General features: G+C 69.5%; 25 protein-coding genes. 18 read left to right on the top strand and 7 right to left on the bottom strand.

Annotated elements, in window-relative coordinates:
* The first annotated feature begins 69 nt into the window (after positions 1-69).
* The 3 genes from ACFY1E_RS43640 to ACFY1E_RS43650 all read left to right on the top strand — a co-directional run bounded on the left by ACFY1E_RS43640 (position 70) and on the right by ACFY1E_RS43650 (position 2,151).
* The gene (locus tag ACFY1E_RS43640) at positions 70-645 is read left to right on the top strand and encodes an FABP family protein (protein ID WP_389087019.1); all 576 of its coding nucleotides are present in this window, start codon (positions 70-72) and stop codon (positions 643-645) included.
* Positions 646-737: 92 nt separating this feature from the next.
* On the top strand, positions 738-1,175 hold the full coding sequence (locus ACFY1E_RS43645) for a Fur family transcriptional regulator (RefSeq protein ID WP_099929821.1): 438 nt from the start codon (positions 738-740) through the stop codon (positions 1,173-1,175).
* Positions 1,176-1,185: 10 nt separating this feature from the next.
* Positions 1,186-2,151: a YgfZ/GcvT domain-containing protein gene (locus tag ACFY1E_RS43650; protein ID WP_389087022.1), complete on the top strand. Its 966-nt coding sequence runs from the start codon at positions 1,186-1,188 to the stop codon at positions 2,149-2,151.
* A 25-nt stretch (positions 2,152-2,176) separates the two neighbouring features.
* Here the strand turns inward: ACFY1E_RS43650 and dtd are convergent, their stop codons facing one another.
* Positions 2,177-2,602: a D-aminoacyl-tRNA deacylase gene (gene dtd / locus ACFY1E_RS43655; RefSeq protein WP_030941515.1), complete on the bottom strand. Its 426-nt coding sequence runs from the start codon at positions 2,600-2,602 to the stop codon at positions 2,177-2,179.
* 167 nt (positions 2,603-2,769) lie between these two features.
* Between dtd and ACFY1E_RS43660 the strand changes: the two genes are divergently transcribed.
* Both ACFY1E_RS43660 and ACFY1E_RS43665 read left to right on the top strand, forming a co-directional pair.
* Positions 2,770-3,417, top strand: a complete 648-nt coding sequence (locus ACFY1E_RS43660) for an aerial mycelium formation protein (RefSeq protein WP_389087025.1) — start codon at positions 2,770-2,772, stop codon at positions 3,415-3,417.
* A 567-nt stretch (positions 3,418-3,984) separates the two neighbouring features.
* Positions 3,985-5,241 carry a GNAT family N-acetyltransferase gene (locus ACFY1E_RS43665; RefSeq protein ID WP_389087027.1) on the top strand — a complete coding sequence of 419 codons (1,257 nt, stop codon included), beginning with the start codon at positions 3,985-3,987 and terminating at the stop codon, positions 5,239-5,241.
* A gap of 230 nt (positions 5,242-5,471) precedes the next feature.
* Here ACFY1E_RS43665 and ACFY1E_RS43670 read toward each other — a convergent pair whose 3' ends face one another.
* Positions 5,472-5,657 (bottom strand): hypothetical protein, encoded by a 186-nt coding sequence (locus ACFY1E_RS43670; protein ID WP_389087029.1) that lies wholly within the window; start codon positions 5,655-5,657, stop codon positions 5,472-5,474.
* A 178-nt stretch (positions 5,658-5,835) separates the two neighbouring features.
* Between ACFY1E_RS43670 and ACFY1E_RS43675 the strand changes: the two genes are divergently transcribed.
* On the top strand, positions 5,836-6,735 hold the full coding sequence (locus ACFY1E_RS43675; protein ID WP_389087032.1) for a winged helix-turn-helix domain-containing protein: 900 nt from the start codon (positions 5,836-5,838) through the stop codon (positions 6,733-6,735).
* 54 nt (positions 6,736-6,789) lie between these two features.
* Here ACFY1E_RS43675 and ACFY1E_RS43680 read toward each other — a convergent pair whose 3' ends face one another.
* A complete protein-coding gene (locus ACFY1E_RS43680) occupies positions 6,790-6,978 on the bottom strand; it encodes a hypothetical protein (protein ID WP_344399511.1) in 189 nt (62 codons plus the stop codon).
* 186 nt (positions 6,979-7,164) lie between these two features.
* Between ACFY1E_RS43680 and ACFY1E_RS43685 the strand changes: the two genes are divergently transcribed.
* Positions 7,165-8,046 (top strand): FadR/GntR family transcriptional regulator, encoded by an 882-nt coding sequence (locus ACFY1E_RS43685; protein ID WP_389087034.1) that lies wholly within the window; start codon positions 7,165-7,167, stop codon positions 8,044-8,046.
* A 29-nt stretch (positions 8,047-8,075) separates the two neighbouring features.
* Entirely contained in the window at positions 8,076-8,777 is a 702-nt protein-coding gene (locus tag ACFY1E_RS43690) for an HAD family hydrolase (RefSeq protein ID WP_389087037.1), read from the top strand.
* 48 nt (positions 8,778-8,825) lie between these two features.
* Here ACFY1E_RS43690 and ACFY1E_RS43695 read toward each other — a convergent pair whose 3' ends face one another.
* Positions 8,826-9,023 (bottom strand): hypothetical protein, encoded by a 198-nt coding sequence (locus ACFY1E_RS43695; protein ID WP_389087039.1) that lies wholly within the window; start codon positions 9,021-9,023, stop codon positions 8,826-8,828.
* Positions 9,024-9,154: 131 nt separating this feature from the next.
* Here ACFY1E_RS43695 and ACFY1E_RS43700 point away from each other — a divergent pair, with 131 nt between their 5' ends.
* Positions 9,155-10,027 (top strand): GntR family transcriptional regulator, encoded by an 873-nt coding sequence (locus ACFY1E_RS43700; RefSeq protein WP_389087042.1) that lies wholly within the window; start codon positions 9,155-9,157, stop codon positions 10,025-10,027.
* Here ACFY1E_RS43700 and ACFY1E_RS43705 read toward each other — a convergent pair.
* Positions 9,996-10,793: an HAD family hydrolase gene (locus ACFY1E_RS43705; RefSeq protein WP_389087044.1), complete on the bottom strand. Its 798-nt coding sequence runs from the start codon at positions 10,791-10,793 to the stop codon at positions 9,996-9,998. The two genes, ACFY1E_RS43700 and ACFY1E_RS43705, sit on opposite strands and share 32 nt — an antisense overlap.
* Positions 10,794-11,018: 225 nt before the next feature.
* Here ACFY1E_RS43705 and ACFY1E_RS43710 point away from each other — a divergent pair, with 225 nt between their 5' ends.
* From ACFY1E_RS43710 to ACFY1E_RS43720, 3 genes are all read left to right on the top strand, one after another.
* The gene (locus ACFY1E_RS43710; protein WP_389087047.1) at positions 11,019-12,104 is read left to right on the top strand and encodes a phosphotransferase; all 1,086 of its coding nucleotides are present in this window, start codon (positions 11,019-11,021) and stop codon (positions 12,102-12,104) included.
* Between the two features lie 176 nt (positions 12,105-12,280).
* A complete protein-coding gene (locus ACFY1E_RS43715) occupies positions 12,281-12,886 on the top strand; it encodes a TetR/AcrR family transcriptional regulator (RefSeq protein WP_389087049.1) in 606 nt (201 codons plus the stop codon).
* A 68-nt stretch (positions 12,887-12,954) separates the two neighbouring features.
* Positions 12,955-14,976, top strand: a complete 2,022-nt coding sequence (locus tag ACFY1E_RS43720; protein ID WP_389087052.1) for a HelD family protein — start codon at positions 12,955-12,957, stop codon at positions 14,974-14,976.
* Between the two features lie 35 nt (positions 14,977-15,011).
* Here the strand turns inward: ACFY1E_RS43720 and ACFY1E_RS43725 are convergent, their stop codons facing one another.
* Positions 15,012-15,869, bottom strand: a complete 858-nt coding sequence (locus tag ACFY1E_RS43725) for a nitroreductase/quinone reductase family protein (protein ID WP_389087054.1) — start codon at positions 15,867-15,869, stop codon at positions 15,012-15,014.
* Positions 15,870-16,168: 299 nt separating this feature from the next.
* Between ACFY1E_RS43725 and ACFY1E_RS43730 the strand changes: the two genes are divergently transcribed.
* From ACFY1E_RS43730 to ACFY1E_RS43755, 6 genes are all read left to right on the top strand, one after another.
* Positions 16,169-16,651: an HAD domain-containing protein gene (locus ACFY1E_RS43730; RefSeq protein WP_389087057.1), complete on the top strand. Its 483-nt coding sequence runs from the start codon at positions 16,169-16,171 to the stop codon at positions 16,649-16,651.
* A gap of 52 nt (positions 16,652-16,703) precedes the next feature.
* Entirely contained in the window at positions 16,704-17,255 is a 552-nt protein-coding gene (locus tag ACFY1E_RS43735) for a carboxymuconolactone decarboxylase family protein (protein ID WP_389087225.1), read from the top strand.
* Positions 17,252-18,118 (top strand): RNA polymerase sigma-70 factor, encoded by an 867-nt coding sequence (locus ACFY1E_RS43740; protein ID WP_389087059.1) that lies wholly within the window; start codon positions 17,252-17,254, stop codon positions 18,116-18,118. Before ACFY1E_RS43735 ends, ACFY1E_RS43740 begins: the two co-directional genes overlap by 4 nt.
* A gap of 111 nt (positions 18,119-18,229) precedes the next feature.
* Positions 18,230-18,856, top strand: coding sequence for a helix-turn-helix domain-containing protein (locus ACFY1E_RS43745; RefSeq protein ID WP_389087062.1), 627 nt, complete (start codon positions 18,230-18,232; stop codon positions 18,854-18,856).
* Positions 18,857-18,924: 68 nt separating this feature from the next.
* Positions 18,925-19,569 (top strand): hypothetical protein, encoded by a 645-nt coding sequence (locus tag ACFY1E_RS43750; RefSeq protein ID WP_389087064.1) that lies wholly within the window; start codon positions 18,925-18,927, stop codon positions 19,567-19,569.
* Between the two features lie 131 nt (positions 19,570-19,700).
* Positions 19,701-20,033 (top strand): DUF2516 family protein, encoded by a 333-nt coding sequence (locus ACFY1E_RS43755; protein WP_181922412.1) that lies wholly within the window; start codon positions 19,701-19,703, stop codon positions 20,031-20,033.
* A gap of 51 nt (positions 20,034-20,084) precedes the next feature.
* Here the strand turns inward: ACFY1E_RS43755 and ACFY1E_RS43760 are convergent, their stop codons facing one another.
* Positions 20,085-21,395, bottom strand: a complete 1,311-nt coding sequence (locus tag ACFY1E_RS43760) for a PP2C family protein-serine/threonine phosphatase (protein WP_389087067.1) — start codon at positions 21,393-21,395, stop codon at positions 20,085-20,087.
* Between the last annotated feature and the right edge of the window lie 217 nt (positions 21,396-21,612).

The raw sequence follows: 21,612 nt of genomic DNA on the forward strand, positions 1-21,612 counted from the left end.
GACCGTGAAGAAGCTGTACCAGGGCCAGCGCTGACCCCCATCAAGGTCCCCTCAAGGAACTGCCGACCCATGATCGAGATCCCGTCCGACCTCCACAAGGACCTCGTCCCCCTCGCCTTCCTGCTCGGCAGCTGGGCGGGCGCGGGCGTGCACGACTTCCCCGGTGCCGAGAAGTGCAACTTCGGGCAGGAGGTCACCTTCAGCCATGACGGCCGGGACTTCCTGGAGTACCAGTCCCGCACCTGGGTGCTGGACAACGACGGCAACAAGGTCCGCCCGCTGGAGTCCGAGCACGGCTTCTGGCGCATCGACGCCGAGCGCAAGGTCGAGGTGACGATGGTCCGCGACGACGGCGTCGTCGAGATCTGGTACGGCGAGATGGCCGACAAGAAGCCGCAGATCGACCTGGTCACGGACGCCGTGGCCCGGACGGCCGCCTCCGGCCCGTACAGCGGCGGCAAGCGCCTGTACGGCTACGTCAAGAGCGACCTCATGTGGGTCGGCGAGAAGCAGACCCCCGAGGTCGAGCTGCGCCCCTACATGTCGGCGCACCTGAAGAAGGTCGTCACCCCCGAGGACGTCGAGCGCTGGGCCAAGGCCCTGCCCGACGACATGCCGGACGACGGCATCGCGTTCTTCAAGTAGTCCGGCACTCCGGCACTCCGGTAGTCCGGTCGTGGTCCGGTGGCGTTTTTCAAGTAGTTCTGACAAGTACAAGTAGTTCTAGACTCTTCGGTGTGGTGAGCACCGACTGGAAGAGCGACCTCAGGCAGCGCGGCTACCGGCTGACGCCGCAGCGGCAACTCGTGCTCGAAGCCGTGGACGCCCTGGAGCACGCGACCCCCGACGACATCCTCACGGAAGTGAAGAAGACGGCGTCGGGGGTCAACATTTCCACCGTCTACCGGACGCTGGAGCTGCTGGAGGAGCTGGGACTCGTCAGCCACGCCCACCTCGGGCACGGAGCGCCGACGTACCACCTCGCGGACCGCCACCACCACATCCACCTGGTCTGCCGGGACTGCCAGAACGTGATCGAGGCCGATGTGTCGGTGGCCGCCGAGTTCACCGCGAAGCTGCGGCGGGAGTTCGGCTTCGAGACGGACATGAAGCACTTCGCGATCTTCGGCAGGTGCCGGGACTGCTCGCTGAAGAGTTCAACTACCGAGTCGTAGGCTTGTGCATATGAAGAGCCCCCTCCTGTCCCTGCCCGGCGCCGTCCCCGCCGAGGGCGTGGACGAAGGCGTCGCCGCCCACTACGGCGAACTGTTCCGCGAGCAGCGCGCCCTCGCCGACGGCACCGGCTTCGTCGACCTCTCGCACCGCGGGGTCGTCACCGTCACCGGCGAGGACCGTCTGAGCTGGCTGCACCTGCTCCTCACCCAGCACGTCAGCGACCTCCCGGCCGGCCAGGCCACCGAGGCGCTGATCCTCTCCGCGCACGGCCACATCGAGCACGCGCTCTACCTGGTCGACGACGGCGAGACGGTCTGGGCGCACGTCGAACCCGGCACGCAGGACGCGCTCCTCGCCTACCTGGAGTCGATGAAGTTCTTCTACAAGGTCGAAGTCGCCGACCGGACGGCCGAGTTCGCGGTCGTGCACCTGCCGGCCGGTTCGATCGCGGAGGTGCCGGAGGGCGTCGCCGTACGCGAGACGCCGTACGGCCGCGACCTGTTCCTCCCGCGCGCGGACCTCGAGTCGTACGCGGAGAAGGCCGGCCCGCCCGCCGGGATCCTGGCCTACGAGGCCCTGCGCGTCGAACACCACCGCCCGCGCCTGGGCTTCGAGACCGACCACCGCACCATCCCGCACGAGCTGGGCTGGATCGGCACGGCGGTGCATCTGCAGAAGGGCTGCTACCGGGGCCAGGAGACGGTCGCGCGGGTGCACAACCTGGGGAAGCCGCCACGCCGCCTGGTCTTCCTGCACCTGGACGGCAGCGAGGTCCACCTCCCCACGCCCGGCACGGAGATCCGCCTCGCGGACGAGGACCCCGACGGCCGCAAGATCGGCTTCATCACGACCTCGGTACGCCACCACGAGCTGGGCCCGGTCGCACTGGCCCTGGTGAAGCGGAACGTGCCGGTGGACGCGCGGCTGGTGGCGGGGGACACGGCGGCGGCGCAGGAGACGGTCGTAGAACCGTAGGTGCAGGGATTTCGGGCTCCGGGCCCTAGATCTCCACGAGGACGGTGAAGGGCCCGTCGTTGGTCAGCGACACCCGCATCTGCGCGCCGAAACGGCCCGTCGCCACCGTCGCGCCGAGGGCCCGCAGCTGGGCGACGACCTCGTCGACGAGGGGTTCGGCGACATCGCCGGGGGCGGCGGCGTTCCAGGTGGGGCGACGCCCCTTGCGGGCATCTCCGTACAGCGTGAACTGGCTGATGACCAGCAGCGGCGCATCGACGTCACTGCAGGACTTCTCGTCCTGCAGCATGCGGATCGACCAGAGTTTGCGCGCGAGTTGGGCGGCCTTCTCCTTGGTGTCCTCGTGCGTCACCCCGACGAGGACGCACAGCCCCTCGCCGATGATCTCCCCGACCGTCTCGCCGTCGACGACGACGCTCGCGCCGTCCACTCTCTGCACCACTGCACGCATGAACCCATCATGCCGTGCGCCCGGAACCGCGTCCGAGGGGGCTTCGGAGGGCTTCTTATTGATCCTTAACCCCCCATCTGGGGCCGATCGGGGGCACTCGGTCACATAGCGGCCACTTGGGGTGGCACGATGCTTCCACACGCCGGTCGAGGGGACGGTTGAGGCACATGAGCACACCGAGTATTGGGCAGCCTCCTGGGGCAGTCTCGCTGATTCGTACGGGGGAGCGGACACCGCCGCGTCCGCCCACTCAGCGGACGGACAGCCCGGACAGCGCGACCGGCGGGGACAGCGGTGCGGGGCCTTGCGGCCCGCAGCTGCCCGCGGGGCCGCCCGAGCACGACCTGGCCCTGCTGAGCCTGCCCGAACTGCGCACCCTGCGCCGGGACGCCCAGCGCGAGGAGGCCGACCTCAGCTATGTACGGCGGCTGCTGCAGGGCCGTATCGACATCCTGCGGGCGGAGCTGGCCCGCCGCTCCCCGGCAGGTGCGGGCTCCGTGGTCGAACGGCTCCCGGAGATCCTCACGGACGCCCCGGCCCGCCACCGCTCCTCCGCCCGCCATGTGACGCTGGGCACGCCGTACAACGAGGAGTACGGCCGACTGGCCGCGGACATGCTCGCCGAGGTCGAACTCTCCGACCTGGCCGCCCGCACGGACCTGGAACTGAACACGGCCATGGGCCGACTCGTCCGCTACGAGCAACAGGTGTCCCTCAGGCGCCAACGCCTCCAACGCACGACGGACGACTGCAGCGGCGAAATCACCCGCCGCTACCGCGAGGGAGAGGCACAGGTCGACGACCTGCTCACCTGATCCCTACGTGCGGGTTGCCGTTGCGCGCCCCGCGCCGGGCTGTGCTCTCCAGCCTGTTTCCCCGCCCACCCGCGGGCCGTGTCCGTCGTAGCCCCGGCCCGCGCCTCCCAGCCCGTCCGGCGTTTGAGGAGGAGGCGAGGCCAGCCTCTCTCAGCCGGTCCGGCGTTTGAGGAGGAGGCGGGGCCCGCATCTTTCAGCCGGTCCGGCGTTTGAGGAGGAGGCGGGGCCCGCATCTTTCAGCCGGTCCGGCGTTTGAGGAGGAGGCGGGGCCAGCCTCTCTCAGCCGGTCCGGCGTTTGAGGAGGAGGGCGGGTCCCATCTTTCAGCCCGTCCGGCGTTTGAGGACGAGGCCGTTCAGGCCGATCGGGGTCCGGGGCGGAGCCCCGAAACGGGGTGCAGGGGCGGAGCCCCGCGTGGGGTGCAGGGGACGCAGTCCCCGCCGGGGTGCAGGGGCGGAGCCCCTGGCGGGGTCGAAGGGGCGGTAGCCCCTGGGGACGGGACGGGTAGGGGCGGCGGGGGCGAGGAAAATCCACGCGACACCACCCCACGCTGCACCTACCGTGATCCCATGACCCAGGCGCACCCCGACATCAACGTCCGCCCGATCACCGAGCCCGAATTCCCCGAGTGGCTCCGCGCCGTAAAAGTCGGTTTCGTACAGCAGTCCCAGGTCGACGAACCCGAACTCGAAGCCCGCCGCCCCCAGTTCGAGCCGAACCGATACCTCGGCGCCTTCGACGGCACTCGCTGCGTGGCAACCTTCCGCTCCTTCGAGCAGCAGGTCACCGCGGTGGGCGGCACCCCCGTCCCCGCCAACGCCATCTCCGCGGTCACCGTCACCGCCACCCACCGCCGCCGCGGCCTCCTCACCCGCATGATGAACCGGGACCTCGCGGGCGCGAAGGAGCGCGGCGACCTCGTGGCCACGCTCATCGCCGCCGAGTACCCGATCTACGGCCGCTACGGCTTCGGCCCCGCCACCACGACCGCCGAGTGGACCGTGGACGTCCCGCGCACAGGCCTCGACCCCCGCTGGTCCGGCCCGGCCGACGGCGGCCGTATCGACCTCGTGGACCCCGAGGACGTACGCAAACTCGGCCCCGAACTCCACGACCGCGTCCGCCGCACCACCCCCGGCGCCGTCACGCGCGGCGACCGCTGGTGGCAGCAGCACACGGGCGAGATCCGGCTCGACCCGAAGTGGACCGAGCCGTTCTTCGCCGTGTACCGCGCACGGGACGGCGAGGTCGAGGGCCTGGTCGCCTACGAGGTCGACGACAAGTGGGGCGACGCCAAGCAGCCGCTGGACACGGCGACCGTGCGGAGCCTGATCGCGGCGACCCCGGCCGCCGAGCGCGCCCTGTGGAGCTATCTGTGCTCCATCGACTGGGTCACCCGGGTCAAGAGCGGCCAACGGGCCCCCGACGACCTCCTCCCCCTCCTCCTCCCGGACCCGAGGGCCGCCCGTATCACTTCGCAGGCCGACTGGCTGTGGGTGCGGATCCTGGATGTCGTACGGGCGCTGGAGTCGCGGACGTACGAGGGGTCGGGCTCCCTGGTGCTCGAGGTCGCCGACGGCGCCGGCCTGGCGGGCGGCCGCTACCGACTGGAGGCGTCGGCACAGGGCGCGTCCTGCACGCCGACCACGGAGAGCGCCGAACTCACCCTCGGTGTCGCCGAGTTGGGGCGGTTGTGGCTGGGCGACGAGTCGGTCGTACGGCTCGCGGCGCTGGGCCGGGTGCAGGAAGAACGAGCGGGCGCCGCCCGAGTGGCCGACGCCCTGCTGCGTACGTCCAGGCGACCTTGGTGCCCGGACATGTTCTGAGCCCCCTTCCTTCCGACAACGACTGATGACTCATCCGTAGCTGTGCTCTTCAGTTGTGACGGTGCTGGTGGAGCTGTTCAGTTGTGGCTGTACTGGTGGAGCTGTTCAGTTGTCGGTGTTCAGTTGTGGCTGTGCGCTTGGTGCAGACTGGCCGGGCTCCCGGCTCCCCTCCGGAAGGGAGCCCGGTCAGCCGGATCCTGGCTCGGCGAACCCGTCGGGCTCGCCGGGGCTCAGCCGGACTGGGCGAGCAGCATCACGAGGATGACCGCCCCGATGCCGCTGATCGTGGTGTTCCTGGCCTTGAGTCCGATGGACAGGGCGGCGAAGGCGATGATGCCCATCGGCCCGTACTTCCACTGGACGAGGTTCTCGAATCCGATGGCGAGAGCGGCGACGGCGAGGGCGACTAGCGGCATGGCGGTCCCTCCTTCGGGACGGGGAGGCGGACCCCTGGTTGCGGCCAACCCTCCTGAAGTTTGACCATGTTGTTGAAGTTGGTGACCAACTTCTCTGTACTTATCTCCGCTTGGAAGCGGCTTATAACCACCTTCCCTGGAACTGCCAAAAGATGGCGGGAAGTTGTAGTGTTTGGTCGTGGACCCGGATACCGCTTCCGTCAACGGGCGGAAGAGACCACAAAAGACACATCGCGAAGTGGCCGATGCACTGCGTGCCCGGATCAGGAGCGGGGAGCTGCGGCCGGGACAGCGCATGCCCACGCAGGCCAGGCTGGCGGACGAGTTCGGCGTCGAGCGCGGTGCGGTACGTCAGGCGCTGCGCATCCTGCAGTCCGAGCATCTGCTGACGAACGTCTCCAAGGGCAGCCCGGCGACCGTGGCCCCCGACCCTGGCCCGGGCAGGGTTTTCGGCGGTCCGGAAGCTCCGCCGCTGCCCACCATGGTGGCGCTGGCCCCTCGCATAGCGACCGCGTTCGGCGAGCCTCATGTCGAGGTCGATGCTCTCTGCCTCACGTCGATATCCCTCACGCTCGCCATGGGCGAACCGCTGCGCCGCATCCACGCCGGGGAACTGAAACCGGCCAAGATCGACGTTCGTGTCCTGCTGCCCAGCCGCGACATCGACCTCGCCTTCCCGACCCCGGTGGACCCGTCCGCCGACGGCCGGCTGCAGCGCCGCTGGCTGGCCCAGCGCAATGCCCAGGGCCAGGTGCTCCAGCACAACCTGCTGGCCCTGCGCGCCACCCACGGCATCGAGGTGAACGTCACCTTCCGCGCCCTGCCCTTCACTCCGCCCGTGAAGCTGTACCTGCTCAACGGCGCGGAGGCGCTCTTCGCGTACTACACGCTCACGCGACGCGAGGAGGAGATCGACCACGAGCACCTGGAGATGTACGACGCCGAGGGCACCCAGTCCATGCTGTTCGCCTTCGAACAGGGTGCCGGCCTGCGCGACACCACCTTCGTCGAGCAGTCGCACCTGTGGTTCAACGCACTGTGGGAGACGATCAGTTCGGAGCTTGTGCTCACGAGCTGACGTCTCCCACAGCGACTGAGGCAGCGGCCGACCGGGCCGCAGGATGCCTTCCGCTCATAGAGCGGGCCCCGCGACCAGCAGGGCGAGCACGACGGCCCCGATGGAGCTGACGGCCGGGTTCTTCGCCTTGATGCCTATGGTGAGCAGCAGCAGACCGATGATGCCGGTGGCGCCGTACTTCCACTGAACGGTCTGCTCGATGCCGACGACGAAGACGGCGGAGAGGAGGGCGAGGACGGGCATGGTGGTTCCCCCTTCGGGCTTCGCGGGCGGGACGGTGCGTGGGGGTGGTGAGGCGGATCCGAGGAAGCAAAACTTCCGCCAACTGAACCAAGTTGGCAACCAACTCAATCTAAGTTATCCCCACTTGGTTCCTACTTATAAACAAGTCCCAAACAACTCCCGGTAGATGGATCCGAGTTGTAGCGTTTGGTCGTGGCCCAGGAGAACGTGGCAGTGAACGGCAGCAGAAGGCTCTCGCCCCAGGAGATCGCCGACGTCCTGCGGGAACGGATCAACAACGGCGAGCTCAAGGCCGGAGACCGCCTGCCCACCCAGGCCGAACTGGCAGACGAGTTCGGCGTGGAACGCGGCGCGGTCCGCCAGGCCCTGCGCGCCCTCCAGCAGGACGGGTTGCTCAGCAATGTCAGCAAGGGAAGCCCACCACGGATCGCGGAGCCACCGGCGCCCGTCCGCAGGGAGCCGCAGCCGACGATGGTGGGGCTGGCACCGCGGCTGACCGAGGCGTTCTCGGCGCGGCGGGTCTGCGTCGACGTGGTGTGCCATACGTCCGAGACGCTGCTGCTGGCCCTCAGCGAGCCGGTTCGCCTGATCCACGAGGGCCGCATACGGCCCGAGTCGATCACCTTCCGTGTCCTGCTGCCGAGCCGCGACATCAATCTCGCCTTTCCCGTGCTGGTCGAGGGCAGCGACGAGGACGACATGGTCCACCAGCGATGGCTCTCGATGCGCGACGCGCAGGCGCAGGTTCTCCGCCACAACCTGCACGCCATCCGGTCCACGCACGGCATCGATGTCCGGGTCACATTCCGCGCGCTCCCCTTCACGCCTCCGGTGAAGCTGTACATGCTCAACGGCGAGGAGGCGCTGATCGGCTACTACATCCCCACCAAGCGGGCGGAGGAGTGGCAGAGCCAGACCCTGGAGATGTACGACGCCCTCGGCTCCGCGTCCGTCCTCTTCTCCTTCGTCAAACGGGCCGGGCAGCGGGACGAGGCGTTCGTGGCGGAATCCCAGAAGTGGTTCGACGCCCTCTGGGAAACCATCACGACGGACCTGACACTCTCCTAGTGACTAGTGATACGACGCAGACTGATCCGATGGCGGCACAGACCGAGCGACTGCAGGAGCTGATCGGGCACGCCCGCGTCGTGCTCTGGGACTTCGACGGACCGATCTGCCGGCTGTTCGCCGGGCACTCGGCCGAGGGTGTGGCGACCGACCTGGTGGACTGGCTCGAAGGCCGGGGGCTGCACGATCTCCTCACGGAGGACGAGCGGGACACCGAGGACCCCCATGCCGTCCTGCGCGCGGTCGACCGCCGGCATCCTGACAGTGACCTGGTGCTGGAGGTGGAGGAACGTCTCACCCAGGAAGAACTGCGGGCGGTCCCCAAGGCCCAGCCGACCCCGTACGCCGACCCGCTGATCCGCACCTGGAAGGCGGTCGGTGCACGGTTGGCGATAGCCACGAACAACTCCCCGAAGGCCGTCCAGGCCTACCTGGCCGGCCGCGGCCTGCTCGACTGCTTCCTGCCGCACATCTACGGCCGCACCCACGACCTGCAGTACCTCAAGCCCCACCCCCACTACCTCAACCGCGCCCTGACAGCCATGGGCGTGGCTCCCACCGGCGCCCTGTTCATCGGCGACACCCCCACCGACTGCGAGGCGGCCCGCCAGGCCGGTGTCCCCTTCCTCGGCTACGCGCGTAACGAACACAAGGAGAAACTGCTCCAGGTCGCCGGGGCGAGGGACATCGTGGGGTCACTGGAGCCGTTGTTGAAGGTGCTGCGGGGGTGACTTGCCGCACCGCTGCTCATCCCGCCGTGACGGCGAACGGAAGCGCTGCTAGGCAGAGACCATCGGGAGCACGAGGACGAGGAGTACGGCCGCGACGTACAGGCAGGTTCCGTTGCGGGTCCGGATTCCCACTCCGACGAGGAGCAGGAGCAGGAGTCCGAGTGCGCCGAACTGCGACTGGGCCAGCTGATCGAGGCCCATGAAGAAGATGCCGATCCCCAGTTCAACGATCGTGTTCGTGATCACCACTACCCCCTGGCTGCCGCTTGCCGATAAGCGATCAACTTCCAGTCCAATTGGACTGGTTGACTAGGGCCGGTATGCCCTTGTCTGCTGATCGGCTAACACGGGCAGACAAGTTGAGGTACGGTCGCGGTGTGAGTGGTACCACTTCCACCAGTGAGCGGGGCGGCAAGGAGTACGACCGCGTCGCCGTGGCGCTGCGGGCTCGGATCACGAGCGGTGAATATCCGCTGAACGGACGCCTGCCGTCACAGCGTGAACTGGCCGAGGAGTTCGACGTCTCCCGCGACACCGTGCAGCGGGTGCTCAGGGATCTGAAGAGCGAGCACTGGATCGAGTCGCGTCAGGGCAGTGGCTCCCGGGTGATCTGGAACCAGCACATTCACTCGCCAAGGAGCGCGAAGGATCCTGACCACCAGGTGACGTTGGGGGAGCTCATCGGTGAGGCGTTCGAACAGACCGAAGTGACCCTGGACGTCTTCACGCTGACTTCGGAGTCCCTTGGCGCGCACCTCCGCACGCAGGCGGAGCGGATCCAGGCGGGGCGCATCTCACCGCAACGGATAGCCCTGCGCGTGCTGCTGCCCTCCGAGTCGGTCGAGATGCCGTACTGGCGCACCGGCGACCCCGCCCACGACGAGGTCCTGAAGGAGCGCTATCTGGACCTCAGACGTCGGCACACGGCCACACTGCGGACCCTAGTGAGCGATGTGCGGGCCATGAAACTGGTCCCCTCGGTGGAGTTCGAGATCCGTCACATTGGACTGATTCCGTACTCCAAGCTCTACCTCGTCAACAAGGTGCAGGCTCTGGAGGGGCCGTACAAGGTCTACATGCGCCCCTTCGAACTGGACGACGGCCTGGAGATCGAGGCCCCCGATGTGATCGGTCTGGGCGCCGGTCTCACGCACTACGTGAAGGACGACGACCCCTCTTCCCAGGGCTCGGAGTTCGTGGAGAAGCAACAGGCCTGGTTCACGTCCGTGTGGGAACTGCTCGGCCGCTGACCGACTCCGCGGAATGCCTGGCTTCGAAGAGTCTCCCGGCGGCCGCCACCAACGGCCGGTGCGACGAGACGACGGCATCCGATCCGTCCCTCTCCATCTCCTTGGCCTGGATCTCGTCCTGCGTCCAGCCGAGGAAACGGGTCCCGGCGGCCCGGGCCGCGGTGAGATCGGTGATCTGATCCCCCACCAGCAGACAAGCGCGGGCGGGGATCCCGAGGTGGGCGAGGGCGCGGCGGACGCAGTGGGGGTTCGGTTTCATGAGTCGGGCGTCTTGCGGGTCCCGGCCGAACACCGCCTCGAACTGCGGGGTCAGACGCATGCCTTCGAGCGCCCGCAGAATCGCGCCCTCGGCGTTGTTGCTGACGATGACGAGACGCATACCGAGCTTGCGCAGTCGGAGCACCAACTCGCCGATGTGCTCGGCGCGGGTGGCATCGGCGGCGGCCGAGATCTCTGCCTCGGCGACGGTCTTCTCCGCGAATTCGAGCGGACGGCGGCTGGGCCGCCGCTTCGGGGCCTGCTCCTCGTACAGCCGCTCGTACATGTGCCGCAACGGCCGAAGAACGTGGTGGGAGTCGTCGCAGTCCCGGACGTCCGGGTCGAGGGGACCCCAGACTTCTTCCGCTGTTCGTTTGATGCTTCGTGCAATCCCGGCTGTGGACTCGGAGAAGAGCCGGCAGACAGGCCCGTCGAAGTCGAACAGTACGGCGCTTGTGCGGGCGAGCAGTGGCAGAAGCGCTTCCTGGTCGTCGATGGTGTCCGTCATGGGATTCCTCGTATTACTCCGCACCCCGGGTGTGCTCTCGGGGTGTCGTGGTGTCAACGAGGCGGGGGGTGCGCAGTTACCTGGCGGTCGCGCGTGCGGGGGTTCACCCAAGTCGGGGACCGAAGCCCTCGATTATCGGGTTCGCGGCGCACCGCAGGATGCCAGTGGAGTAACGTGCGTCCCCTCTTACCTCATGGGCTCCACCGGAACGAGCTGAACCCAGAAATGCCACCCCAAGCAGCCTCCGACGCTCGACAGCTCGCCGACGAAGTGCGCGGCGAGGAACCGGGTGTGATCAAAGGCCCGCTCAAGGGGTACCACCACGAGACCTATGTCCTGTGGCTGGACGGCGGTACGCAGATCGTCAAGGTCCGGGAGCCGCGTGCCGAGATCCTGTGGTTCGACCGGCGGTGCTTCGAGTCCGAGGAGAAGCTGCTGCGCACCCTCAAGGGGAAGGTCGAGTGGATCCCCGACGTCCTCGACGTCGCGGGCATGGGGTTCCAGGGGTTCATCGAGGGCCGCACCCTGCCCACCCGGCGCTGGGCGGGCCGACGGGTCTCCGACGCGGTCTTCGACCAGATCGTGGAGCTCTTCCGGCAGATGGCGCGGATCCCGCCCGAGATGCTCGAGAGCGTTCCCCGGCGCTGCCGTCCGGAGGACCGTGCCGAAGACCGTGACACGGACGGATTCCTGGAGCGTCTGGTCGTCTTCATAGAGGATCAGGTCTACGAGAAGAACCGCGAGGAGTTCGGGGACCTCTTCGAGCAGCTCGGCGTGGGCAGTGAATCGTTCACCCGCCTGAAGAAGAAGATGTCCGGGCTGCGGCCGCGCCCTTTCTGCCTGTTGCACGCGGATCTGCACCGCAAGAACTTCGTCGTCGACTCCCGCGGCCAACTCTGGACGATCGACTGGGAGTTGGCGATGCTGGGCGATCCCCTATACGACCTCGCCACCCATCTCTATCTGATGCGCTACCCGGAGTCTCAGCAACGGCGTATGGCCACGGAATGGTGCCGGGTCGTCGAGAGCGGCAACCCCGGGGGTTCGTACGGCTGGGCGGACGACCTGGATGTGCTACTCGACTTCAAGAGGGCGCAGTCGGTCTTCACGGACGTCATCCGTGTGTCGATGTCGCTGGGCGACGGGACGGGATTCAACTGGGCGGCTCTGCCCTGGGCCGCGCGGAAACTGCAGCGAGTCCTGGCCGCCGCGGCCGGGCCACTCGATCTTGCCGAGGTGCCGAGCCACACGGAGATCATGACGGCCCTCATGCGTCGCCGCCGCACCGCGGACCCCGGCCACCCGGACTGACTCCGTGCTGCCGCTTCGGCTGCCCCCTTCCTGACGGACTGTCCGGCCGGGCACCATGAGGCCCTGGGTCAGGCAAGATCTCCGACGCTCCGGGAGATCATCCGGCGCCGCCGCGAGCTTTTCGAGACGCTCTGGAGCGTGGCCCGTGAACTGACCCAGTGCGTAGGCTCACCGCCATGACCCAGCCCGGCCTGCGTGAACGCAAGAAGCAGCGGATGTACCAAGAGGTCTCCGAGACCGCCATCCGCCTGTTCCTGGAGCGCGGCTTCGACGCCGTCTCCGTCGCCGAGGTCGCCGCAGCCGCCGGGATCTCCAAGCCGACCCTCTTCCGGTACTTCCCCGCGAAGGAGGATCTCGTCCTGTACCGGATCGCCGATCACGAGGCGGAGGCCGCCCGGGTCGCGGCCGAGGGGCCCACGCCGCTCGCCGCGCTGCGGCGGCATTTCCTCGACGGGCTGGAGCGGGAGGATCCGGTCACCGGGCTCAACGACCATCCCGCGGTGCTCGCCTTCCACACCCTGCTGTACGGAACCCCCGCCCTCGTCGCCCGTGTCTACGCCTACCAGCAGCGGTCCGAGGCCGCGCTCGCCGAGGCCCTCGGCAGTGGACTGGAGGCCCGCCTCGCCGCCGGGCAGATCGTTGCCGTGCAGCGGATTCTCGCGATGGAGAACTGGCGGCGGATCTCCGAGGGGGAGCGGGTGGAGGACGTACGGGCGGATGCCGTGGCCGCGGCGGAGCGGGCGTTCGGGGTGCTGGCGGACGCGTTGCCGCATCTCGCCTGAGCCGCAAGCAGATGTGAGACTCGGTAAAATATTTAACTCGGTTACGTTAGTTGGGTAGTCTCGTGTCCATGACGACAGTCGAGCCCGCCCCGCCTGCCCTGAAAGAGTCCCTTCTCCGCGAGCGCGCCCATCACGACCGCTGCCGCAGCGCCCTCGCCGCCATGGTCGACAGCGCCCAGGAGCACGTCGTCACCGGCGAGGACGTCTCCGCCTCCGGTGCCGACGCCGAGGTGCTGGGGTACCGGCTGCGCAGTCGGGCGAAGGAGATGCGGGAACTGCCCGAGGGGCCGTTGTTCTTCGGGCGGCTGGACACCGCCGAGCAGTCACTGCACATCGGGCGGCTGCGGATCAGCGAGGACATCGCCGCCCCGCCGCTGGTCGTCGACTGGCGGGCGCCCGTCTCCCGCGCCTTCTACCAGGCGAGCGCCGGCGACCCGCAGGGCGTTGCGGTCCGGCGCCGGTTCGGCTGGGCCCCCGGCAGCCGCGGTGACTCCGCCGACCTCACCGGCCTGGAGGACGAGCACCTCGACCGCGGCGAGTCCCGGGCGAGTGACATCGTCGCCCGGGAGATCGAACGGCCCCGCGTCGGCCCCATGCGGGACATCGCGGCGACCATCCAGCCCGAGCAGGACGATCTCGTACGAGGGGATCTGGGCGTTTCCGTCTGCGTGCAGGGCGCTCCCGGCACCGGCAAGACCGCCGTCGGGCTGCACCGGGCCGCCTATCTCCTCTACACCCATCCGCAGCGCATGAAGCGCGGCGGACTGCTCATCCTGGGGCCCAACCGGACTTTCCTCTCCTACATCTCCCAGGTGCTCCCCGCCCTCGGCGAGACGGGAGTACGGCAGTCGACCCTCCAGGAGGAGATCGCCGCACACCCGGTCAGGGGGACCGACAGCGAGCGGGCCGCCGTCGTCAAGCACGACGCCCGGATGGCTGAGGTGCTGCGCCGGGCGTTGTATGCGCATGTCTCCAGCGAGGGGATCGACCCCGTCACTGTGGATGACGGTTCTTACCGGTGGCGGGTCGGGGCCGGTGAACTCGTGCGGATCGTCGAGGGTGTGCGGAGTGAGGAGCCGCCGTACGGGATCGGGCGCGAGCGGGTGCGGATGCGGGTCGTGCGGTGCATCCAGGCGCAGGCCGAGCGCCGGGCCGGGCCGCAGTCGAACGCCTGGGTCCGGAGGATCTCGCGGGCGCGGGCCGTCGGGGCGTATGTCGACGCCGTGTGGCCGCGGGTGCGGCCCGAGGAGGTCGTGGCCCGGCTGCTCGCAGATGCAGGGGTGCTGGCCGTCGCCGCCGACGGGCTGCTGGACGCGGACGAGCAGCGGGCACTGCTGTGGGCCAGGCCCCCGCGGTCGTGGAAGTCGGCTCGCTGGTCGGCCGCCGATCTGGTGCTTCTCGACGAGGTCGCCGGGCTCGTCGCGCATCCCGAGGGGTACGGCCATGTCGTCGTCGACGAGGCGCAGGACCTCTCCCCGATGGAGTGCCGGGCCATCGCACGGCGCGCACCGTTCGGGTCGCTCACCGTGCTCGGCGATCTGGCGCAGGGGACCACGCCCTGGGCGGCGCGCTCCTGGGACACGGTCCTGCGGCACCTGGGGAAACCGGACGCGGCCGTGGTGCCGCTGACCACCGGGTTCCGCGTGCCCCGGGCCGTCGTCGCACTCGCCAACCGGCTCCTGGAGCGGCTGGACGTCGACGTTCCGGCGGGGCGGTCCCTGCGCAGGGACGGAGAGCTGAGGGTGCGGGAGGCGGGGGGCGATCTGCCGGGTGCGGTCGTGGACGCCGTACGCGATGCGCTCGGGCATGAGGGATCGGTCGGGGTCGTCGCCGCCGACGCCGACGTGGAGCGGGTGACCCAGGCGCTCGGCGCGGCCGGGATCAGGGCTGCCGGACCGGAGGAGCTGGGCGCCCGCGTGACCGTCGTACCGGCGGCGCTCGTCAAGGGACTGGAGTACGACCATGTCGTCGCCGTCGAGCCCGCGGCGATCGCGGAGGCGGAGGCGCGCGGGCTGCACCGGCTGTATGTCGTGCTGACCCGGGCGGTCTCGCGGCTGGAGGTGGTGCACGGGCGGCCGCTGCCGTTCTAGCCCGGGGGCCGAGGTCGGCAGCGGCCGCCCGCGGGTCAGGCGGGGGCGTCGAGGAGGGGGATCAACTCCTGCTCCTCGTACGTCAGATGGGCTTCGAGGTCGAGGGTGAGGCGCTCGACCTCGGCGCGGGCCGCGGCCGGGTCCTCGTCGGCCAGTGCGCGGCGCAGCTCCGCCACCAGGACGGCGATCTGCTCGTGCTCCTCGCCCAGGCGCTTGAGAACGGGGTTCGCCTCGGGGCGACGGTCGGCGAGGAACGGGAACATCATCGTGTCCTCGCCGGTGTGGTGGTTGTGCAGACCCTGGCAGAAGGTCAGGCAGTTGACGCGCAGCTGGGCGCCGAGGGTGCCGTTGCCCGCCGCCATCTCCTTGCGGATCAGGGCGAGTTCACGGCGGAAGGCGTCGTGCACGACCTTGATCGCCTCGCCGGGCGTGGCGGCGTTGATCTTCCCGGGGCCGCCGGTCGTGATCGCGTGCAGGGCGACCACCGGGATGATCCGCTCGGTCTTCCTCTGGTACTCCGCCCAGCCGGGGTCGGCCTCCACCGCCCGCGCCCAGGCCTGCTCACGCTCCTCACCGGCCAGTACGACGGCCTCGGCCTCGTACGTGAACACACCGCTCTCCACGGTGACCCGTGGGTGTGCGAGGAGGTTGTGGTACCAGTCCGGGTGCTTGGGGGAGCCCGCCGCGGAGGCGATGACCAGGACGCGTTCGCCGCCGTCCGGGAAGTAGGCGACGGGAGTGGTGTGCGGGGTGCCGGTGCGGGCGCCGGTGGTGGTCAGCAGGAGCAGCCTGCCGCCCTCGAAGGGGCCGCCGACGCGGCCGTGGTGGGCGCGGAACTCGTCGATGACCTGCTGATTGAAGCCGATGAACTTCTTGTTGTCGTCGTTGGGCATTCTCTTCTTTCTCTGCAGCTGGTGTCTTCCGAAGGACTCGTGTCTTCCGAAGGTTCGAAGGCGGCGCAGAGAAAGAGGCGGGCTCCTGGCCCGCCGCGACCTCACTCAGAGGCCGGGCACCCAACTCGCTCACGGCACAAGGCCGACCCGGCAGTCATGCACCGGACGATAACGTCCGCCACATGACTGACGCCACCGAGTTCGGCCGGTGAGTCGCTGGACGCCTGGGAGACGGCACACCGGGCGCGCATCGACGAGATCCTGGCGGAGCAGGGTTTCGAGGGCTGATCCTGTCCCTGATGCTTCTCTTCCTCGACATCGACGGAACGCTGATCCCGTTCGGCTCGGCGCACCCGTACCCGTCGTACGAACCGCGCTTTCCGTTGCCGCCCGCGGCGGTCGCCGGGCAGCCGCTGCTGAACCGCATCGACCCCGCGCTCGGCGCGCGGCTGGTGGCGCTGGACTGTGAACTGGTGTGGGCGACGACCTGGCTGGACGACGCGAACGTGTGCGTCGCGCCCTGGCTCGGCCTGCCCCCGCTGCCCTCGGTGGACTGGCCGGACGAGGACGAGCCGCAGGCACCGCTGCACTGGAAGACCCGGCCGCTCGTGGCCTGGGCGGACGGCCGTCCCTTCGTCTGGGTCGACGACGAGATCACCGCGGCCGACCGCGCCTGGGTCGCAGCACACCATCCGGCGCCCGCGCTGCTGCACCGGGTCGATCACCTGTACGGGCTCACCGACGCGGACTTCGCCGTCCTGGAGGAGTGGCTGTCACATTGACGGGCCCGGCGGTGTCTTCATGGCAAACACCCCGACGTACAGGGAGAACACCATGGCGCTCCGCGTTCCGAAGGCCGAGATCAGCAGTGAGGTGGCCGACAGCATGATCGAGCGGTTCGGGGTCGTGCCCGAACCGCTCGAGGCCACCTGGCACAACCCCCCGGTCGCCGAGGCGTCCTCGGAGATGGGGGCCAGGGTGGCCGCCTGGGATGCGGCCGACGAGAGCCTCAAGTCGTTCGCCCACATGGCCGTCGCGGCACAGGTCGGCTGCAGTTGGTGCCTCGACATCAACTACTTCCAGGCGCAGAACAAGGACCTGGACCTGGCCAAGGCGAGCCAGGTGCCGCGCTGGCGCGAGTCGGAGGTGTTCACGCCGCTGGAGCGGGACGTCATGGAGTACGCCGAGGCCATGACGAACACGCCGCCGACGGTCACCGACGAGTTGTCCAGGCGTCTGCTGGACCGGCTCGGCCCGGCGGCGCTGGTCGAGCTCACCGGCTGTATCGCCTACGCCAACCTCGCGACCAGGAGCAACACGGCGCTCGGGGTCGAGTCACAGGGCTTCGCCGCCGCATGCGAGATCCCGCTGGCCGCGCGTTCATGACCGAGGACCCCTTCGTCGCCCATCGTCGCCTGCTGTTCACGGTCGCCTACGAGATGCTCGGCTCCGCGGCCGACGCGGAGGACGTGCTGCAGGAGTCCTGGCTGCGGTGGGCCGGCGTCGACCGTGCGCAGGTGCGTGACCCGCGGGCGTACCTCGTCAGGACCGTGACCCGGCAGGCGCTCAACCGTCTGCGGTCGTTGTCGCGCAGCCGCGAGGAGTACGTCGGCGAGTGGCTCCCCGAACCGCTGCTGACCAGCCCGGACGTCGCCGAGGACGTCGAACTCGCGGAGAGCGTCTCGATCGCGATGCTGACCGTCCTCGAAACGCTCGGGCCGACGGAGCGGGCGGTGTTCGTGCTGCGCGAGGTCTTCGAGCTGCCGTACGGCGAGATCGCCGCGGCGACGGGCAGGTCCGCGGCCGCGGTACGGCAGATCGCACGGCGGGCCCGCGAGCACGTGGCGGCCCGCCGGCCGCGGGTGCGGGTCAGCCGGGCGGAGCAGCAGGCCGTGGTGGAACGGTTCCTCGCCGCGTTGCGGACCGGGCAGTTGCAGGAGCTCCTGGAGCTCCTGGCACCGGACGTCGTCATGATCGCCGACGGCGGCGGGGTCGTGGCGGCGGCTCTGGCTCCGCTGCACGGCGCTCAGGTGGTGGCCGGGCTGCTCGCGGGCGCGAACCGGAAGGTGGCCGCACTCACGACGACGACCGTCTGGCTCAACGGCGCGCCCGCCGGCCGTATCGACTTCGACGGCGAACCGTCCACCGTGAGCCTCGGTGTGGAGAACGGCCGGGTCACCCGGATCTACGTGGTGAGAAACCCGCGCAAGCTGACCCGGCTGGACGCCCCTGCCGAACTCGCCAGATAGGCCTGCCGTCGCCGGGTTCACGACGGTCCCGATGCACCCTCCCGAGTGGCATGGCGCACTATTGCAAGCGGCTGCTTGCAATAGTTAGCGAGGATGGTGCAAGGTGGAGGCATGGCATCGCTCAACGTCGGCAATCTCGGTGAATACCTGCGCGACCAGCGGCGCACCGCGCAGCTGTCGCTCAGGCAGCTCGCCGATGCCGCCGGGGTGTCCAATCCGTATCTGAGCCAGATCGAGCGCGGGCTGCGCAAGCCGAGTGCGGAGGTGTTGCAGCAGGTCGCCAAGGCGCTGCGGATCTCCGCCGAGACGCTGTACGTCCGCGCCGGCATCCTCGACGCCGAGCGGGACCGGGACGAGGTGGAGACGCGTGCCGTCATCCTCGCCGATCCCACGCTGAACGAGCGGCAGAAGCAGGTGCTGCTCCAGATCTACGAGTCCTTCCGCAAGGAGAACGGGTTCGGGATCGCCGGCGCGGCGGACGAGGTGACCGAGGCGCCCCCGGAGGCCGGCGCGGTGGTCCTGTCCGCCGAGCCCGGCCAGGGCGCCACGGACGCCCGGGACGTTCAGGACACCGACGCTGCGATACGCCGCCCCCGCGAGGACGACGGCGAGCAGACCGGTGAGCGCCGTACCCGCAAGACCCGCACGGCCGGCGGACGCAGGTCCGCCACGCGCCGCACCCGCACGTCCGACGGCAACGATGCCGAACCGCACGACCCGCAGCGGCCCACCGGTTGAGCAGACCGGCCACGCCGCCCGCGGGAACCAAAACCCTCAGCTGCAAGTGACCCGGGAGGACCATCACCATGGCCATCACCGACGACCTCCGCAAGACCCTCAGCGACCCGACGCCGCTCTACTTCGCCGCAGGCACCGCCGACCTGGCCCTTCAGCAGGCCAAGAAGGTGCCCGGCCTGGTGGAGCAGCTGCGCGCCGAGGCCCCGGCCCGTTTCGAGGCCGTCCGCACCACCGACCCGAAGGCCGTCCAGGAGAAGGCCCAGGCCCGCGCCAAGGAGGCCGGCGCCAAGGTCAAGGAGACCCAGGAGAACCTCCAGGCCAAGGTCAGCGAGTTCCTGGCGACCCTCGACGGTGACATCAAGAAGCTCGGCTCCACCATCGACGCCGACCTGAAGAAGCTCGGCGAGTCGGCCCAGGACCTCGCGCTGCGCGGTGTCGGCGTCGCCGCCGAGTACGCCGTGAAGGCCCGCGAGACCTACGAGAAGGTCGCCGAGCACGGCGAGCAGGCCGTGAAGACCTGGCGTGGCGAGGCGGCCGAGGAGATCGAGGACCTCGCCATCGCCGTCGAGCCGAAGGCGCAGCCGCTCAAGGAAGACGCCGCCAAGCCGGCCGAGGCCACGGCCACCCCGGCGAAGAAGCCCGCCGCCAAGAAGGCGCCGGCCCGCAAGACCACCACCACCACCGCCAAGAAGACGACGCCGCCCGCGAAGTGACACGGACGGGTGATCGGTAACGGGTCGGGCACTCCTGGAGCGCCCGGCCCGTTGTGCGGGTAGCCGGTGTTCGGGAACGGGTACGGTGACCGCGTAGAGACAAGCCGAGTCTGGTGGTGGACGTAGTGCTGATGCAGGGATTCGCAGGGTTGATGTGGCTGCTGAGCATGGCCCTGATCCTTTTCAGCGGCTTCGCGCTGATCGATGCGGCCATCCGCCGCGAGGACGGCTACCGCGCGGTCGGCAAGCAGACCAAGCCGTTCTGGCTGATCATCCTCGCCCTCGCCTTCGTGGTGAACCTCATCTTCCCGATCCTGTCGTTCCTGCCCGCCATAGGCCTGGTGGCCAGCATCGTCTACATGGTCGACGTCCGCCCGGCCCTCCGAGGCCTGGCAGGCGGCGGCCGCAACCGCAGGGGCTCCAGCAGCGACGGCCCCTACGGTCCCTACAACGGCGGCCGCTGAATACGGTGGGCGGGTGCAACGCCCTGTTTTTTTGGAACGGCGAGCTTCCGCTCAAGCCCCGCGGTCCAGCAGCAGCACTGCAACGTCATCCGTGAGCTCGCCCCCATTGAGCTCACGAACCTCGTTCACCGCAGCCCGAAGCAACGCCTCGCCGCGCAAGCCCTCGGCCAGCTGCCGCCGCACCATCTCCACCATCCCGTCCTGCCCCAGCCGCTCGAGACGCCCCTCCCCGATCCGCCCCTCGATCAGCCCGTCGGTGTAGAGCATCAGGCTCCACTCCCGCCCCAGCTCGACCTGCATCCGAGGCCACCGCGCCCCCGGCAGCAGCCCGAGGGCCGGCCCGTTGTTGTCGTACGGCAGCAGCTCGGCCGGCCGGCCCGGCCGGGCGATCAGCGGCGACGGATGCCCGGCCAGACACAGCCCGGCCCGCCGCTCGTCCGGCGAGATGTCCACCGTGCAGAGGGTCGCGAAGATCTCGTCGTCGGACCGCTCGTGCTCCAGCACCTGCTGCAGCGTCCCGAGCAGTTCGTCGCCGCACAGCCCCGCGAGGGTGAGCGCCCGCCAGGCGATCCGCAGCTCCACGCCGAGCGCCGCCTCGTCCGGGCCGTGCCCGCAGACATCGCCGATCATGGCGTGCACGGTGCCGTCCGGCGTCCGTACGACGTCGTAGAAGTCACCCCCGAGCAGTGCCCGCGACCGGCCAGGGCGGTACCGGGCAGCGAACCGCAGTGACGAGCCCTCCAGCAGCGGCGTAGGGAGCAGCCCCCGCTCCAGGCGCCGGTTCTCCTGCGCCCGCACCCGGCCCTCGGCGAGCCGCCGCTCGGCGGTGTCGGAACGTTTCCGCTCCACGGCGTAACGGATCGCCCGGCTCAGCAGCCGGCCGTCCAGTTCGTCCCGGAAGAGGTAGTCCTGGGCGCCGACCCGCACCGCCTCGGCGGCGCGCTCGGCGTCGCCGGACGCGGTGAGCGCGAGGACGGCGTGCCGGGGCGCGAGTTCCAGTACGTGCTTGAGCACGGCGAGCTCGTCGTCGTCATCGCTGCGGCCGGGGGCCGGCAGCGCGAGGTCCAGCAGAATGCAGTGGACGTCGTCGGTCAGCAGCCGCGCGGCCTCGGTGAGGTTGCGAGCGGCACGGACGCGGATCGGACGGCCGGCCGAGTCCTGCAGCTCGGGTATGACGGTGGAGCCGCCGGGATCGTCCTCGATCAGCAGCAGCGTCAGGTTCGTGGTGGTGGCGGCGTTCTTGTCGACCGTGGCTTCCTTGCGCGGGGTCTGGTCCGTGGAGGTGCCGCCTTGTTGCGCGGCCTGCGCCTGACCACTCTCCGCGGCCGGGATCGCTCTCTGCCGCGGTATGGGTACGGGCATCTTGTTGAGTTCCTTCCCTCCCCCCGAGGGCAGGCGGAGCGAGAGATCTCGATCCACCGACGGGGACCATAGCGGGTGCCGGCGCCGTAAAGGAATGGCGTGAGACACGCTGCTTGGCGAGGCGCCACTGTCATATGCCGCGATCCGTACCGCAGTTGGACAGGAGGGGCACGGCGCAGGAATGACGAACGTCACGTCCGCCGTGGGTTTGCGGGGC

It is taken from the genome of Streptomyces sp. NPDC001604, assembly GCF_042893475.1.
Taxonomy (GTDB): Bacteria; Actinomycetota; Actinomycetes; order Streptomycetales; family Streptomycetaceae; genus Streptomyces.

Coding starts and splice junctions, on each gene's coding strand:
- dtd (WP_030941515.1), bottom strand. CDS start 2,602: ATGCGTGCAGTGGTGCAGAGAGTGGACGGCGCGAGCGTCGTCGTCGAC.
- ACFY1E_RS43730 (WP_389087057.1), top strand. CDS start 16,169: ATGCTTCTCTTCCTCGACATCGACGGAACGCTGATCCCGTTCGGCTCG.
- ACFY1E_RS43660 (WP_389087025.1), top strand. CDS start 2,770: ATGAGCACACCGAGTATTGGGCAGCCTCCTGGGGCAGTCTCGCTGATT.
- ACFY1E_RS43720 (WP_389087052.1), top strand. CDS start 12,955: ATGACGACAGTCGAGCCCGCCCCGCCTGCCCTGAAAGAGTCCCTTCTC.
- ACFY1E_RS43755 (WP_181922412.1), top strand. CDS start 19,701: ATGCAGGGATTCGCAGGGTTGATGTGGCTGCTGAGCATGGCCCTGATC.
- ACFY1E_RS43640 (WP_389087019.1), top strand. CDS start 70: ATGATCGAGATCCCGTCCGACCTCCACAAGGACCTCGTCCCCCTCGCC.
- ACFY1E_RS43650 (WP_389087022.1), top strand. CDS start 1,186: ATGAAGAGCCCCCTCCTGTCCCTGCCCGGCGCCGTCCCCGCCGAGGGC.
- ACFY1E_RS43740 (WP_389087059.1), top strand. CDS start 17,252: ATGACCGAGGACCCCTTCGTCGCCCATCGTCGCCTGCTGTTCACGGTC.
- ACFY1E_RS43710 (WP_389087047.1), top strand. CDS start 11,019: ATGCCACCCCAAGCAGCCTCCGACGCTCGACAGCTCGCCGACGAAGTG.
- ACFY1E_RS43665 (WP_389087027.1), top strand. CDS start 3,985: ATGACCCAGGCGCACCCCGACATCAACGTCCGCCCGATCACCGAGCCC.
- ACFY1E_RS43670 (WP_389087029.1), bottom strand. CDS start 5,657: ATGCCGCTAGTCGCCCTCGCCGTCGCCGCTCTCGCCATCGGATTCGAG.
- ACFY1E_RS43750 (WP_389087064.1), top strand. CDS start 18,925: ATGGCCATCACCGACGACCTCCGCAAGACCCTCAGCGACCCGACGCCG.
- ACFY1E_RS43745 (WP_389087062.1), top strand. CDS start 18,230: ATGGCATCGCTCAACGTCGGCAATCTCGGTGAATACCTGCGCGACCAG.
- ACFY1E_RS43705 (WP_389087044.1), bottom strand. CDS start 10,793: ATGACGGACACCATCGACGACCAGGAAGCGCTTCTGCCACTGCTCGCC.
- ACFY1E_RS43715 (WP_389087049.1), top strand. CDS start 12,281: ATGACCCAGCCCGGCCTGCGTGAACGCAAGAAGCAGCGGATGTACCAA.
- ACFY1E_RS43760 (WP_389087067.1), bottom strand. CDS start 21,395: ATGCCCGTACCCATACCGCGGCAGAGAGCGATCCCGGCCGCGGAGAGT.
- ACFY1E_RS43725 (WP_389087054.1), bottom strand. CDS start 15,869: ATGCCCAACGACGACAACAAGAAGTTCATCGGCTTCAATCAGCAGGTC.
- ACFY1E_RS43735 (WP_389087225.1), top strand. CDS start 16,704: ATGGCGCTCCGCGTTCCGAAGGCCGAGATCAGCAGTGAGGTGGCCGAC.
- ACFY1E_RS43690 (WP_389087037.1), top strand. CDS start 8,076: ATGGCGGCACAGACCGAGCGACTGCAGGAGCTGATCGGGCACGCCCGC.
- ACFY1E_RS43680 (WP_344399511.1), bottom strand. CDS start 6,978: ATGCCCGTCCTCGCCCTCCTCTCCGCCGTCTTCGTCGTCGGCATCGAG.